The organism is Kordiimonas marina (assembly GCF_023006325.1).
GTDB lineage: Bacteria > Pseudomonadota > Alphaproteobacteria > Sphingomonadales > Kordiimonadaceae > Kordiimonas > Kordiimonas marina.
On record NZ_JAINDF010000001.1, the window covers coordinates 1 to 12,597 of the forward strand.

18 protein-coding genes are annotated in these 12,597 nt (G+C 59.0%); 11 read left to right on the forward strand and 7 right to left on the reverse strand.

Going from position 1 to position 12,597, the window contains the following annotated elements; genetic code table 11:
- Positions 1-385: 385 nt before the first annotated feature.
- Positions 386-997, reverse strand: a complete 612-nt coding sequence (locus tag K6118_RS00005; protein WP_247118067.1) for a hypothetical protein — start codon at positions 995-997, stop codon at positions 386-388.
- 285 nt (positions 998-1,282) lie between these two features.
- Between K6118_RS00005 and K6118_RS00010 the strand changes: the two genes are divergently transcribed.
- Together K6118_RS00010 and K6118_RS00015 are read left to right on the forward strand one after the other, a co-directional pair.
- Complete coding sequence (locus tag K6118_RS00010) at positions 1,283-1,813, forward strand: DUF2975 domain-containing protein (protein ID WP_247118068.1); 531 nt, start codon at positions 1,283-1,285, stop codon at positions 1,811-1,813.
- A 19-nt stretch (positions 1,814-1,832) separates the two neighbouring features.
- Positions 1,833-2,054, forward strand: a complete 222-nt coding sequence (locus tag K6118_RS00015) for a helix-turn-helix domain-containing protein (RefSeq protein WP_247118069.1) — start codon at positions 1,833-1,835, stop codon at positions 2,052-2,054.
- A 13-nt stretch (positions 2,055-2,067) separates the two neighbouring features.
- Here K6118_RS00015 and K6118_RS00020 read toward each other — a convergent pair whose 3' ends face one another.
- Positions 2,068-3,081, reverse strand: a complete 1,014-nt coding sequence (locus K6118_RS00020; protein WP_247118070.1) for a lipid A deacylase LpxR family protein — start codon at positions 3,079-3,081, stop codon at positions 2,068-2,070.
- Between the two features lie 182 nt (positions 3,082-3,263).
- Here K6118_RS00020 and K6118_RS00025 point away from each other — a divergent pair, with 182 nt between their 5' ends.
- Together K6118_RS00025 and K6118_RS17445 are read left to right on the forward strand one after the other, a co-directional pair.
- Positions 3,264-4,250, forward strand: coding sequence for a patatin-like phospholipase family protein (locus K6118_RS00025; protein WP_247118071.1), 987 nt, complete (start codon positions 3,264-3,266; stop codon positions 4,248-4,250).
- 11 nt (positions 4,251-4,261) lie between these two features.
- The gene (locus tag K6118_RS17445) at positions 4,262-5,431 is read left to right on the forward strand and encodes a glycosyltransferase family 4 protein (RefSeq protein ID WP_247118072.1); all 1,170 of its coding nucleotides are present in this window, start codon (positions 4,262-4,264) and stop codon (positions 5,429-5,431) included.
- A gap of 13 nt (positions 5,432-5,444) precedes the next feature.
- Here the strand turns inward: K6118_RS17445 and K6118_RS00035 are convergent, their stop codons facing one another.
- Entirely contained in the window at positions 5,445-5,873 is a 429-nt protein-coding gene (locus K6118_RS00035; RefSeq protein ID WP_247118073.1) for a CBS domain-containing protein, read from the reverse strand.
- 308 nt (positions 5,874-6,181) lie between these two features.
- On the opposite strand from K6118_RS00035, the gene K6118_RS00040 reads away from it, so the two are divergent.
- From K6118_RS00040 to K6118_RS00060, 5 genes are all read left to right on the forward strand, one after another.
- Positions 6,182-6,937, forward strand: a complete 756-nt coding sequence (locus K6118_RS00040; protein ID WP_247118074.1) for a DUF1499 domain-containing protein — start codon at positions 6,182-6,184, stop codon at positions 6,935-6,937.
- A gap of 62 nt (positions 6,938-6,999) precedes the next feature.
- Positions 7,000-7,305, forward strand: coding sequence for a hypothetical protein (locus tag K6118_RS00045; RefSeq protein ID WP_247118075.1), 306 nt, complete (start codon positions 7,000-7,002; stop codon positions 7,303-7,305).
- Between the two features lie 53 nt (positions 7,306-7,358).
- Positions 7,359-7,616, forward strand: coding sequence for a hypothetical protein (locus tag K6118_RS00050; protein ID WP_247118076.1), 258 nt, complete (start codon positions 7,359-7,361; stop codon positions 7,614-7,616).
- Between the two features lie 9 nt (positions 7,617-7,625).
- On the forward strand, positions 7,626-8,789 hold the full coding sequence (locus K6118_RS00055) for a mechanosensitive ion channel family protein (protein WP_247118077.1): 1,164 nt from the start codon (positions 7,626-7,628) through the stop codon (positions 8,787-8,789).
- 3 nt (positions 8,790-8,792) lie between these two features.
- A complete protein-coding gene (locus tag K6118_RS00060) occupies positions 8,793-9,173 on the forward strand; it encodes an acyl-CoA thioesterase (RefSeq protein WP_247118078.1) in 381 nt (126 codons plus the stop codon).
- Positions 9,174-9,346: 173 nt separating this feature from the next.
- On the opposite strand, the gene K6118_RS00065 is transcribed toward K6118_RS00060, so the two are convergent.
- The 4 genes from K6118_RS00065 to K6118_RS00080 form a co-directional block, all read right to left on the reverse strand.
- Positions 9,347-9,592 (reverse strand): YlcI/YnfO family protein, encoded by a 246-nt coding sequence (locus tag K6118_RS00065; protein ID WP_247118079.1) that lies wholly within the window; start codon positions 9,590-9,592, stop codon positions 9,347-9,349.
- On the reverse strand, positions 9,585-9,998 hold the full coding sequence (locus K6118_RS00070; protein WP_247118080.1) for a putative toxin-antitoxin system toxin component, PIN family: 414 nt from the start codon (positions 9,996-9,998) through the stop codon (positions 9,585-9,587). The genes K6118_RS00065 and K6118_RS00070 overlap by 8 nt, the downstream gene beginning before the upstream one ends.
- Positions 9,999-10,157: 159 nt before the next feature.
- On the reverse strand, positions 10,158-10,496 hold the full coding sequence (locus K6118_RS00075) for a hypothetical protein (protein WP_247118081.1): 339 nt from the start codon (positions 10,494-10,496) through the stop codon (positions 10,158-10,160).
- A gap of 21 nt (positions 10,497-10,517) precedes the next feature.
- Positions 10,518-10,961 carry a hypothetical protein gene (locus tag K6118_RS00080; protein WP_247118082.1) on the reverse strand — a complete coding sequence of 148 codons (444 nt, stop codon included), beginning with the start codon at positions 10,959-10,961 and terminating at the stop codon, positions 10,518-10,520.
- Positions 10,962-11,075: 114 nt separating this feature from the next.
- Here K6118_RS00080 and msrA point away from each other — a divergent pair, with 114 nt between their 5' ends.
- Together msrA and K6118_RS00090 are read left to right on the forward strand one after the other, a co-directional pair.
- On the forward strand, positions 11,076-11,543 hold the full coding sequence (msrA, locus tag K6118_RS00085) for a peptide-methionine (S)-S-oxide reductase MsrA (RefSeq protein ID WP_247118083.1): 468 nt from the start codon (positions 11,076-11,078) through the stop codon (positions 11,541-11,543).
- A gap of 169 nt (positions 11,544-11,712) precedes the next feature.
- Positions 11,713-12,594, forward strand: coding sequence for a 5'-nucleotidase, lipoprotein e(P4) family (locus K6118_RS00090; protein WP_247118084.1), 882 nt, complete (start codon positions 11,713-11,715; stop codon positions 12,592-12,594).
- Positions 12,595-12,597 lie beyond the last annotated feature (3 nt).

Sequence of the window (12,597 nt, forward strand, 5' to 3'; positions counted from 1 at the left end):
TATCCAACCAAAAGGCCAAACATCAAGCTCAAGAATTCACTGACATACGTATCATCTACGTATATCGAACATCGTTTCCGACGTTCGTCGAGATCTAGACAACGGTCACCAGACCACCGTCCACATCTCCCTTCCATTCTACTATGTCAAAGAGCAACTTAGCGGGCCGTTTTCACCTACCGGATCATCCCGGCTCGCTGCCCCGTCGGTGCGTCGCGCTGTGCGGTGCGCCCCGTCGGTGGAGGCGGGTTATAGGGGTGGTTTCCCAACCTGTAAACACCTTTTTTGCGTTTTTTCGAAAAAACCTGAAATCAGGGGCAAATCACGGGTTTTGAAGCACAAAATATCGCGCACGCCCGTGATAGAGACACAATATTGCGCAGAGCTATTTGGAGCCCTGGTTATTGCCCTTTGGCTCACGCTTTTCATAGTCGTGAAGCATGTTCATGAAGGTGCCATGGAGCTTGAAATCCTCCACTGCGCCGGCGAAAGCCGTACTATAAGGGTCCTCAAGCAGCGCCGTCTTCCCGATGGATATCTCATCCGTGAAGCTGGTCCCGATCGCATCGTTGAGTACAGTGATGCCCCGCGGCGCCCCGGATTGCAGCGACCTGTTGCCGCCAACGGTGCTGCCATCAATGGTAAAGGGCCCTATCCGAAACGGCGCCTGCCCCGCCGCAGCCGCAAGGCCTGCAACCGGCTGCGGCACGGGGGTTCTGTCCACCAGTTTCTCATCCTGGCCGACAAGCGCGCGGGCCACCTGCCCCAAGAACAGGCGATTCTCATAGTCGCTCATGCCAACGCCGCCCTGATCGCTTTTAAGGGCCCCCAATATCCAGTCGGCAACGGACATGACCGAACCGTCCTTGAGGACCACATAAGAATCACGCAGGTCCGCCCCCTTGGGCAAGGCGCCCTTCTTGCTGTGCAGCGGATAGACGGGAACGACAAGCGGGGAAGACTGGGAAACGGTTAAGGCCTTAGCCCCCAGGGCCACAGATGCAGGGGCCTCAGAAGATGCGCCAGGCTGGTCAGTATCAGAAACGGGTACAGGAGAATCGGCTGAGGGCGAACTGCCCGCCTGGGGGGCACTTGATTCTGTCACATCCTGGGCGGCAGCGCGGTGGAAGAGCCCCACTAGAAGAATCAGCAGGCTCAACATAAAAGCGGCCAGAATCAGCACCCTTGTATGTCGGCCTGCCATTGCTCTTCCTTTATCCTCGCTTTAGGCTTATCATAGATGAACAATTTATTTCTGTAAAACGATAATTTTAGGGTCGATATGCAACACCGTCCAAACAGTCTCACGGTTCTCAAATGGGTAATCTACGTGTCATTCCTTGGCGCCATAGTTCCTGTCATCTGGAAATGGGTCGACCCGTCGAGTTTCAGCGTCTTCTCTAAAGATGACATTGTTGAGGCATATGGCGGTTACGCCCGGCTGGCTTTATGGCAGCGGTTTGCGGGCTTTTCGGTCAACGCCCTCCCTCAAGCCTGCCTTGCCTATGCGCTTTACTGTCTTTGGCGTCTGATCCAGCAGTTGGAAGCTGGAGATTGGTTTGGGCAAAAGAACGAATCATACTGGCGTGCTATTGGACAGGCGATGCTTTGGTATGTCGTGACCAACTGGCTTGGCGAAACCTTGCTGATTCTCGTGCTGACAGCGACGAACGGACCCGGCCACCGGGAGCTGACTGTCTCTATTTCCAATTATGACGTCCTCGGACTCATCCCAGCCTTGATGGCATTTGTCATTGCGCGCATAGTGTCGCTCGCCCGCGCCCAGCGCGACGAACTCAATGAAATAGTCTGAGCCAGCCGAAAGAGACATCATGCCCATCACCGTAAAACTCGATGTCATGCTGGCGGAGCGCAAGGTCAAGTCGAAGGACCTGGCCCAGCATATCGGCATTACCGAGGCGAACCTGAGCCTCCTGAAGTCCGGCAAGGTCAAAGGCGTGCGATTCGCCACGCTCGAGGCCATTTGCGATTATCTGGAGTGCCAACCCGGTGATATCCTTAAATATGAACCGGATGAGACCGATCAGGGCTAGGCGCCCTTCCCCATCAGAATCGATAAGACAGGGTAATGGCGCCATATTCATGGCCGCCGTGCTGGATCTTATAGGTATCCGTCCGGAAAGCATGGGTAATGGCGAGCCGCACATCGTTCCAGAGCAGAACGAAACCAACCTGAAGGTCCGCGACGAACGTGTTCTTTTCCACGTCATGCTCATGGCTGCGCCAGGTCCCGTCCAGAAAGATATCACGGACCACCCCACGCACTTCCCCGCCTGCGAAGACATAGAAATCGAGCCCGGAGCCGCCGAAATAATCGCTGCCCGGCAAGGAAGGCTGGATTCGGGGCGGTGCCCCAAGCTCGCGGTCCAGGTTGCTGCCAAAGCGGAAGGTCGCCCCGACCGCGCCATAGGTATAGATGTTGCCAAGCGCGAGGCCCACATGCGGGGTGACGTCAAAACCCCAGCGGCCGCCTTTCTCGCCCCCTGTCCGAATTCGGTGCGCGAGGAAGTAATGCAGGTTCAGCCCCGGTTCGTTGGGCAATTGGTGTGACCAGCCCTGGGGAATCGGTGAGCCGATCAATTTGTGCCATTGGCGCTGAGTGAATTCCGCCAGGGAAGCGGGACCGACCATCCCGGCATCGATTTTCAGGACTTCAAGATCATTCTGGCTTTGGACAGAGACTCCGAACTCAAGATAGGTCCAACCGGCATAGGGCCTGTCATCCAGTATGAGGTCCGGGTTTTGGATATCCTGCGGCGTATACATATTCTGGCCGAGGCCGAAGCTATAATAGATCTGGCTGTCCGGGGAATGCCGGGCGACAAACGACAGTCCCTTGAGCATGGCACTGATACTGTCGGCGCCTGAAACCTCGCCCGGGTTATGGACATAGGTAAGCCGCATGCCGTTGGTATAGTCCCGGTCGGTATGGCCGAAAAACAGGTCGTTCTCCACCTGGAGGGTCACGACATGATTATCCTCCGCCACGGCCTGCCCCCCACCAAGGGCACATAGAAGCGCGAGGGCACCCGCCCTGAAACCAAACCTTTCGCCAGCCATGACCGTTATCCTCACTGTTCTGTCGTCCGCACTTAATCACCGGTTTATGACGGGGATGAGGCATTTCCCCAGTCAGGACGATCTATTTTGCCCAGCCCCTTGCGCTTGCCCTCGTTTTTGCTTCAAATCGGGACAACGATAAATAGAGAGATTTTATGCTAGGCCTCTTCAAGAACAAAGATATGGCGTCTGACAGCGAACAGTCCAGTAATGAAGACACACAAACGCACCGCCCAGCGACGCGGCGGCCCAAGGTGGGGCTTGCGCTCGGCGCCGGGGTGGCGCGCGGCTGGGCTCATATCGGTGTGCTCAGGCGGATGCAGGAAGAAGGTATCCCCGTCGACATGATCGCAGGCACCTCGATCGGGGCTGTGGTCGGTGGTGCTTATGCCTGCGGCGCGCTCGATGAAGTCGAGGATTGGGCGCGGGGCCTGAAGGAATTCAACTTTTTCCGGTTTCTGGACGTCCGGCTCAGCGGCGGGCTGTTCGGCAGCGACCGCCTGAACCAGCTGATGCGGGACCGTTTCGGCAACCTCGATTTCGAGGACCTGAACATCCCCTTCACGGCTGTTGCCTGCGAACTCAAGACAGGCCACGAAATCTGGCTCGACGAAGGCCCGGTCTCCAACGCCATTCGCGCGAGCTTCGCCCTGCCCGGCGTTTTCGAACCCTGCAAGGTCGATGGCCGCTGGCTGGTGGACGGCGCGCTTGTGAACCCAGTCCCCGTGTCAGTCTGCCGGGCCGCGGGGTGTGAAGTGGTCATCGCCGTCAACCTGGCCGAGGACCTGTATGGCCGCGCCCGGGCCCGGGTCAGCGGCGCGCTCAGCTCCGACGACTATGGCGTCTTCGCCGAAAGTGGCGCCGAGGGTCTTTTGGAGAAACGCGGCAACGCCTCCTTCTTCCGCAAGATTCTCGGCCATAAAAAGGATGCGCCCAGCCTGTTCTCCAATATGGTGGCCAGCCTCAATATCATGCAGAACCGGCTTTCGCGTTCACGCCTTGCAGGCGACCCGCCCGATGTCACCATCACGCCGCGCTGCGGTCACATCGGGGTCATGGAATTCCACCGCAGCGAGGAACTGATTGACGAAGGCAAAGCCGCGTTCGACCTGAAACTCCACCATCTGAAGGATGCGCTCGCCATCGTGACGCACCGGATCAACATTTAGGCGGACAGCCCGTGACCAAAAAGCTCAGAATTCTTTATCACCACCGAATCGCCGCCCAGGATGGGCAGAGCGTGCATGTGGCTGAGCTTATCCATGCGTTTGAAACGCTGGGGCACACGGTTCATATGGTTGGCCCCTCGCTGCGCCCCAAGGAATTCGGGGCGGAGAACCGGTTTCTGGACTGGCTCCGGCGGGCCCTGCCCGACTTTATGTTGGAAGTCATGGAGCTGGCCTACGGCATGCGCGACTATCTGAAACTGAAGGCCGCTTACAAAAGCTTCGGCCCGGACGTTCTGTATGAACGGCACAATCTGTTCCTGCCTGCCGGGCGCTGGCTCAAGGAAAAGACCGACCTGCCCTATCTGCTGGAAGTCAACGCGCCACTGGCCGATGAACGCAGCCGCTATGGCGGGCTGAAGCTTGAAAAGCTGGCGCGGTCGCTCGAGCGCAAAACCTGGTGCGCAGCCGACCGGATATTCCCGGTAAGCGATGTGCTCGCCGATATACTGAAGGCGGAAGGCGCGCCTGAGAACTCGATCACCGTTCTGCATAACGGCATTGACCCGGCGCTTTATGAAAGCCTCGACGGCACGGCTATCCGGCAGAAATATGGGCTTGAGGGCCGCACGGTCCTTGGCTTTACCGGCTTTGTGCGCGAATGGCACAGGCTCGATCATATGATCGACCTCATCGCCAACTATGACGCGGCGGACAGCCCGCATATGCTGATTGTCGGCGACGGACCGGCCATCCCCATGTGCCGGGAGCGCGCCGAAAAACTGGGGATTGCCGACCGCATCCATTTCGCCGGTTTCATCGATCGCATGCACATCCCTGAGCATCTGGCGGCGATGGACATCGCGCTCCAGCCTGCGGTCACGGATTATGCCAGCCCCTTGAAATTGTTCGAATATATGGCGGCGGGCCTGGCGATTGTCGCGCCAGCCCAACCCAATATCTGCGAAATTCTGGAAGACGATAAGGATGCGCTTCTGTTCGCGCCGCAGGATTTCGACGCCGCCGACGCGCTGATCCGCCGCCTGATCGAGGACGCGGCTTTAAGGGCGCGGCTCGGTGCTGAAGCCAAACGTACGATAGAGCGGCGGCATTATACCTGGGTGGATAATGCCGCCCGCATCTCAGCGATTGCCGAGCCCTTGATAGAAGCTCGGAAGAGCTGAAAGCCCAGCAAAATTAAGCGGTTGCGATATATTCCTTCAGCGCTTCGGCCTCCTTCTCGGTCTCCTCAACGCGGACCTTGACCACGTCACCGATCGAGATCATGCCGACGACCTTGCCCGCTTCCAATACCGGCACGTGACGAATGCGGCGCTCGGTCATCATCGCCATGACAAACTGAACCGTATCTTCCTGGCTACAGGTGAAAACCGCTTTTGTCATAAGGGCTTCGATATTTTCCGCCAGCACGCCGCCGCCGCGTATGGCGAGGCCGCGCACGATGTCGCGTTCGGAAATAATGCCGACAAGCTGCCCCCCATCGATCACCGGAAGCGCACCAATCCGCCGTTCTCCAAGCATTTTGGCAACGTCGAGAACCGATGCACCGAGGTCTAGAGCGACCAGGGCCTGTTTCTTGATATCCAGAATATGGCCGACATTCATTGGCGCCTCCTTGGCTTGCGCGAGCCCTTGCGGACCCTGGGTTTCTGGGCACTCGGAACGTCTTCCATCATTATGCCTCTTTTTCGCCCTATGAGCAAAAAGCTTTACGAAAAGGGGGCGGCCTGCTGTTGCCCCTGTTGCAGCATGACTGTTGCATCCCCCCGCCCTTAACTGTTGCCCCTGCAACAGTTTGCCTGAGCCACAGGGACAAAAGGGCGCGGGGCTATCATCAAGGCGCAACTTCGGCTACAACGTGTAGCGAAAGTATAAATGGCAGGCGTTCATAACAAGCCACCGACGGGGAGGTCATGGCCCAGATATTTTTCAAGAAACAAAACCGGAAGCCATCCACCTGGGCAACGCTCGGGCTGGTAACGCTGCTCTTCGCCGGTATCGGTTTCATCATCGCAGGGCCCCTTTTCCAGATCGGTAGCATCAAAAACTTATGGCAGGCCGATACCGCCTTCGATTTCCGAATCCGCCTGGTCACGGTCGGGCTCGGTCTCGTGACCCTCGGCAGCCTCTTCACCATGCTCGGCATTCTGCATACGCTGACGAGCCCGCGGGTGCGGCTGAGCTGGCGCGGCGCGCTGGCGATCCTGCTGGCGATCGGGCTTGGCTGGCCGATGGGCCAGGCCTACAGGCGCACCCATGAGGCCTTCCTGAACGCCGACATCAGCACCAACCCTCAGAACCCGCCCGCCTTCAAGGCGCTCAAGGCCCCCGCGCCAGAGCCTGAAACCCAGGCGGCGACCGCGGCGGCGATCCAGTCCCCCTTCGTCTCCTACATCAGTACCATGAGCCCGGCGAGCACCACGGCGCGGGCGCTTCAGGTGGCGAAAAAGCTGAAATGGCGCATCGTCGCGAGCGACGTGACCACCGGCCGCATCGAGGCCATCGGCGAGGACCGCTGGTTCGGCGTCCAGAGCCTTATCGTCATACGCATATTGCCGCACACGGGCGGGAGCATCCTTGACATTCGCGCCGTATCTGAGATGGGTGATGGCGGCTGGGGCCTCAATGCCGCGCTGATCCGTCAATTTCTGGATATCATGGCGGCCTGACCCCACTTTATACTGTAGATAAAGTCATTACCCTGGCGCTGCCCGTTTGAAGGAACTTATTTATGAAAACCGCGCTCGTCATACTGGTCGCCATCCTCGGCATCGCCATGGTGGCCTATTATAATTTCCACCTCGCCGACCAGCTCGGCGACGTGAAGATCAGCTCCAACGGCATGGCGGCGATGGCCGGCGGCCTGATCATGACCTTCCTGGTCGGGGTCGGGCTGATGTCGCTGCTGTTCTTCAGCGCCCGCCGCGGCCATGATGAGGAAGTCCATAACCTCAACAAGAAGGAAAAGGGCACGGATGAGGCAGATAAGGACGAAGCCGCAAACGCGGACGACAAGACCGGCCCCACCGCCCCTTGAGCCGATGGCCCGTTCAGGACTAGGCTGAGCCCCCACCCAATGGGAGAGCCCCGATGAACAAACTGCTCATCCTGACCGGCCTCATCCTCGGCGTGGCGCTTCTCGGCCTCGGCGCCTATGCCGCCTGGGGCGACGCGGGCGAAGGCGGCCTCAACCCCATGGCCATCGCCTACACGGCGGGCGGGCTTGTGGCGCTTCTCCATGTTGCGGGCGGGATGATCGCCCACCGTTTCATGGCCCGCCATGATGGCGAAACCCATGAAACCGCAACAATGACCACCGATAAAAACACCAAGCCCAAGGCACACTAAGGACCCAGTATGGAAAAGGATCAGATCACCGCTTTCTTCGACCTCGTCAAACAGGTCTGGACCGAAGGACTGTACGGCATCGACATCGGCCGCATCATCGTCGCCGTGTTCCTGTTCGCGCTGTTCCTGCTGGCGCGGAACCTGTTCACCCGCTTCGTCATCGGCCGGTTGAGCCGCTGGGCCGAACGCACGGAAAACAAGATCGACGATGCCCTCCTCGCCACGCTGGAACCGCCGATTCGCTTCGTGCCCATCGTGCTGGGGGTGTTTTTCGCGAGCGCGCTTCTGGACCTTGATAAACAGTCCGAGATTTTCACCTCGAACCTCAACCGCTCCTTGGTGGCCTTCACCATCTTCTGGGCGCTCTACCGCGCCGCCGACCCGGTTTCCACCCTGCTCCGCCGCGCCGACCGCTTCCTGACCATCTCGATGATCGACTGGCTGGCCAAGGCCATCAAGATCGCCTTCGCGCTTCTGGGTGCAGCCACGATTCTGGAGATCTGGGGCATCCAGGTCGGGCCGATCATCGCCGGGCTGGGGCTGTTCGGTGTCGCCGTGGCCCTCGGTGCGCAGGACCTGTTCAAGAACCTGATCGCCGGGCTGTTCGTCATCGGCGAAGGCCGCTTCCTGCCGGGCGACTGGATATTGGTCGAAGGCGTGGTCGAAGGCACGGTTGAGCATATCGGCTTCCGCACCACGATGATTCGCCGCTTCGACAAGGCGCCGGTCTATGTGCCGAACGCCAAACTGTCCGACAATGCCGTCACCAACTTTTCGCGCATGACCTTCCGCCGAATCAAATGGGTGATCGGGCTTGAGTATCGCACCACGGCGGAACAGCTTCAGCAAGTGCGCGACGGGATAGAGAAATACCTGCAGGAAAATGACGCCTTCGCCCGCCCCGAAGAAACCGCGACCTTCGTGCGCATCGACCAGTTCTCATCAAGCTCGATCGATATCCTCCTGTACTGCTTCACCAAAACCACCAACTGGCTGGAATGGCTGGAAGTGAAGGAGCAGCTTCTGCTGGCGATCAAACGAATCGTTGAGGACGCGGGAACGGGCTTTGCTTTCCCCAGCCGCTCGCTTTACATAGAAGCCATGCCGGGGGACGCACTGGAAGTCGCCCCCCTGCATAGCCCGCAGACCATCCCCGCCCAAAAGGACGCCTGAGCCATGACCGACCAACACCGCCGCGCCACCATCCGCACCATCCCGCAGCCGTCCGACCTCAATGTGAACGGCAACATTTTCGGGGGTTGGGTGCTGGCCCAGATGGACCTTGCGGGCGCCGACCACGCCAGCCGCGTGGCGCAGGGGCCGGTGGCGACCGTGGCGATCGAAGGCATGAAATTCATCCAGCCGATCCAGCTGGGCGATGTGATCAGCGTCTATACCGAAGTGGAGAAGGTCGGCAGCACCTCCATCACCGTGGCGCTGGAGGTTTTCGCCGAACGCGGGCCGAACCGCGATGAGCACCATCAGGTCACCCGCGGCCGCTATATTTTCGTCGCGGTCGACGAAAACGGCAACAAGCGCCCGATTCCGAAGGGGTGAATAGAGGAAGCTATTCCTTTTCTAGTCGCCATTCGCCGGTTTAACCGGCGAACCCAGACGCAGAGGCCCAACTGCCAACTACTGTGTTCCCAGACTCGCCGATCAAGTCGGCGAGTGACGGAAAGTGGGCTTGGTGAGTCCAATGTGCTCATAGGACGGCAGGCGCAAGAGGGTTATTCATCGCCCTGCAACGGTGGATTGCCAGCCCCTGCCCGCACCAGAATTTCCCGCAGCCGTTCCGTACCGCCAGCCACACGTCCAGCACGCGCCTTGAAGAAGCGGGATGCTTCCTTCTGGGCCGCGACCTTTCCAACCAGGCTGTTGGTAATGAACTGATTGAGGCTGACGCCGGTTTCCTTGGCAAGCTCAGCCGCATCTTCCTTCAAGTCATCGGGAAGCCTGAGGGCAAAATTACTCATCTTTCAACCTCCTTACCAAAGTGCCGGGCCGTACAACTTCTATCCCGAAGAGAGCAGCCCCGGCAGCCATATCCTTCAAGTTAAAGGACACCACCATATCCGCAACGGCATTGACCGCCGTTTCGATGACGAAATCATCATCCGGGTCCTTTGCCACGGGCCGCCACTGATAATGGAGCCCAACAGGCTCAATGATGCCAGCGAGCAAATCCAGCGCTTCCACCACTTCGTCACGGGAGAGGCCAATCCGTTCAAGGCTCTCTGCCCTGCACAGGACGGCCTCATATTCCAGAAACAAGGATGTTGAAGCCGCCAGCTTCAAAGTGCCGTCGATCGCTTCATTCAGAAGCACTCTTGATGCCCCGCTATCGCTCGCAAATGCGGCATACAGAACATCCGTATCCATGACGACCTTTAACATGATGATATTATATGCAATATCACAGAAATATCAAAACATAATATCATATATGATATTGCCGTATCATGGCTGCGGTCGACGAAAACGGCAACAAGCGCCCGATTCCGAAGGGGTGATGGGGAAGATTCTTTAAAATGAAGGGCGCTATTCGTCGAGCCAGGAGGGAGAGTAGTCAAACCTTCCCCCACCATCTATATGTTTCACGGTGGCTTTGCCGCCCGACTCTATAGCCCCCTGAAAGACCTCCATATCGATCGCCAGCTTAGAGGTGTCATCAACAAGCACGATGGGATCTCCACGCTCAGCCAAGGCCCAGGTATCCAGTGTATGGACAGAGGGAAAACGATCCCAAACCTGCCCATGTAAGCTAGGATATTTGTCCGACGCTACATCTCCATCCGAGTACTGAACGTCATAGCGCACATCGCCTAGGTGTTTGCCTGCTTGATCGTATAGGGCACCGCTACCTTTACGCACCCCCATATAGGCCTCCTATAGTTCCCCCTACTTCGGGCTTTTGGGCGTGTCCGGCTTCACGTCAGGCTTGGCGGCGTCTTTCGCGGCGTCCTTGGCTTCGGCGGGGCCGACGGCGATGCCGGCCTTGTCGACGGCGGCGGAGCAATAATGGGCGACGCTGTCGAGCATCTTGCTGTTCTTGGGCGTGACGTTGCCACTGGCGAGCTGGCGCAGCATGTCGACATACTCACCGTAATTCAGCCGCTTCTTGAACTGCTGCACGCTGCAATCACACAGCGCCACGCAGGCGGCTTCGTTGAAGTCCGGCACGCAGCCCTTGAGGCAGCGCTGGAATTCAAGCTTCAACAGCGGTTCGGGAATCGGGCTACTGTCCGACGGGCTCGGTGACGTGACCTGCGCGGCATTGGCAGCCTCCGCCCACGCGGACGTGCTTGCCATCAATGCCATCAGTCCCACGCTCAGAATTTTCATGCCTCGGTTCACGCCTAGCCTCCCACACGGATTTTTTACATTGTGCCCCTCGACAAGACTGAAAGGCAACAGCATATTCTGCCGAGAACAATTGCTGCATAAAAGGACAGAAAAATGGCAACCGCAACCTTTGGCGCTGGATGTTTCTGGGGCGTGGAAGAAGTGTTCCGCACCACGGACGGGGTAAGCTCGACCACGGTCGGCTATATGGGCGGCACGCTCGACAACCCCACCTACAAGGATGTCTGCACGGATCAGACCGGCCATGCCGAGGTGGTGCAGATGGAATTTGACCCGGAGGTCATTTCCTACGACGCGCTGGTCGACCTGTTTTATGCCAACCATAACCCGACCGAATGGAACCGTCAGGGCCCGGACGAAGGCACGCAGTACCGCTCCGTCGTTTTCTACCATGATGACGCGCAGAAAGCGGTGGCCGAGCGCAAGAAGGAGGAGCTGGCAGCCTCCGGCCGTTTCAAGCGCCCGATCGTGACGCTGATTGAACCGGCGGCGCCCTTCTGGCCGGCGGAGGATTACCATCAGCAGTATCTGAAGAAGCGCGGGCTGAGCGTCTGCCACTAAATCGCACGCCCCTAAAATCGTACCGGAAAGCCGCAGCCCCTTGATGCTGCGGCTTTTTTTCATGGGTTCCCGCCCAGGTTTTCCCTTGCACGCGGGAAGCGATGGGTCTTTAGTCTCCCCCGAGAAAGCCATCTGCCCCGATAGCCAGATGGCGATAAGGGAGACGACAATGCGATTGAACCACACCCTCACCGCGGCGGCCTTCATCCTGGCCGCCAGCGTCCCGGCGTTTGCCAAGGCCCCGGCCCCCGCCGCCAATGACGGGCTCGACGCCACTTTGTGGCTGCAGACCTCGGTGGAATATAAGGCATCGACGCGTTCGGTTTACGCAGGGGCCACGCGCCAGCTGGATGCGCTGCTGGCCGACAAGGGCGAAACCGCCGCCTTGGAGCAGACCGGTGATTTTGCCGCCAAGCCGCCGGCGGTGATCCTCGATATCGATGAGACGGTGCTGAACAACTCGGCCTATCAGGCCTGGATCATCACCCATCACCAGCATTTCAGCGGCAAGAGCTGGCACGCGTTCGCGAATGACAGCGTCTCCGTGCCGATCCCCGGCGCGCTCCAGTTCACCAAAGCGGCGGCCGCGAAGGGCATCACGGTGTTCTACGTCTCCAACCGCAGTGAGGCGGTGAAGGACGGCACGCTCCGTAACCTCAAGAAATTCGGCTTTCCGATGAAGGCGGGCGAAGATGTCGTGCTCTTGCGTGGCGGCCAGAAGGATTGGACCGGCAAGAAGGGCACGCGCCGCGCCTTTATCGCCAAAAACTACCGCATCCTGATGCTGCTCGGCGACAATTTCGGCGATTTTGTCGATGACATGGGCGGCGACATTGCGGGCCGCGATGCCATGATGGCGAAATATGACGCCTACTGGGGCCAGCGCTGGTTCACGCTGCCGAACCCGACGTACGGCTCGTGGCAGTCAGCCGCGGTGCCGAAGGGCGGCAAGGAACCGCGCCGGGCGTATTTCCTGAAGGCGCTGAAGCCGTGGGCAGGCCCCAAGCCCGCCCCCAAGGTGGAAAAGACCAAGGCGAAAGCCGCCCAATAAGGC

Bases quoted from the DNA above. Each gene is read 5' to 3' on its own strand.
- K6118_RS00010 (WP_247118068.1), top strand. From the start codon at position 1,283: ATGCAACACCGTCCAAACAGTCTCACGGTTCTCAAATGGGTAATCTAC.
- K6118_RS00015 (WP_247118069.1), top strand. From the start codon at position 1,833: ATGCCCATCACCGTAAAACTCGATGTCATGCTGGCGGAGCGCAAGGTC.
- K6118_RS00020 (WP_247118070.1), bottom strand. From the start codon at position 3,081: ATGGCTGGCGAAAGGTTTGGTTTCAGGGCGGGTGCCCTCGCGCTTCTA.
- K6118_RS00025 (WP_247118071.1), top strand. From the start codon at position 3,264: ATGGCGTCTGACAGCGAACAGTCCAGTAATGAAGACACACAAACGCAC.
- K6118_RS00035 (WP_247118073.1), bottom strand. From the start codon at position 5,873: ATGAATGTCGGCCATATTCTGGATATCAAGAAACAGGCCCTGGTCGCT.
- K6118_RS00040 (WP_247118074.1), top strand. From the start codon at position 6,182: ATGGCCCAGATATTTTTCAAGAAACAAAACCGGAAGCCATCCACCTGG.
- K6118_RS00045 (WP_247118075.1), top strand. From the start codon at position 7,000: ATGAAAACCGCGCTCGTCATACTGGTCGCCATCCTCGGCATCGCCATG.
- K6118_RS00050 (WP_247118076.1), top strand. From the start codon at position 7,359: ATGAACAAACTGCTCATCCTGACCGGCCTCATCCTCGGCGTGGCGCTT.
- K6118_RS00055 (WP_247118077.1), top strand. From the start codon at position 7,626: ATGGAAAAGGATCAGATCACCGCTTTCTTCGACCTCGTCAAACAGGTC.
- K6118_RS00060 (WP_247118078.1), top strand. From the start codon at position 8,793: ATGACCGACCAACACCGCCGCGCCACCATCCGCACCATCCCGCAGCCG.
- K6118_RS00065 (WP_247118079.1), bottom strand. From the start codon at position 9,592: ATGAGTAATTTTGCCCTCAGGCTTCCCGATGACTTGAAGGAAGATGCG.
- K6118_RS00070 (WP_247118080.1), bottom strand. From the start codon at position 9,998: ATGGATACGGATGTTCTGTATGCCGCATTTGCGAGCGATAGCGGGGCA.
- K6118_RS00075 (WP_247118081.1), bottom strand. From the start codon at position 10,496: ATGGGGGTGCGTAAAGGTAGCGGTGCCCTATACGATCAAGCAGGCAAA.
- K6118_RS00080 (WP_247118082.1), bottom strand. From the start codon at position 10,961: ATGAAAATTCTGAGCGTGGGACTGATGGCATTGATGGCAAGCACGTCC.
- msrA (WP_247118083.1), top strand. From the start codon at position 11,076: ATGGCAACCGCAACCTTTGGCGCTGGATGTTTCTGGGGCGTGGAAGAA.
- K6118_RS00090 (WP_247118084.1), top strand. From the start codon at position 11,713: ATGCGATTGAACCACACCCTCACCGCGGCGGCCTTCATCCTGGCCGCC.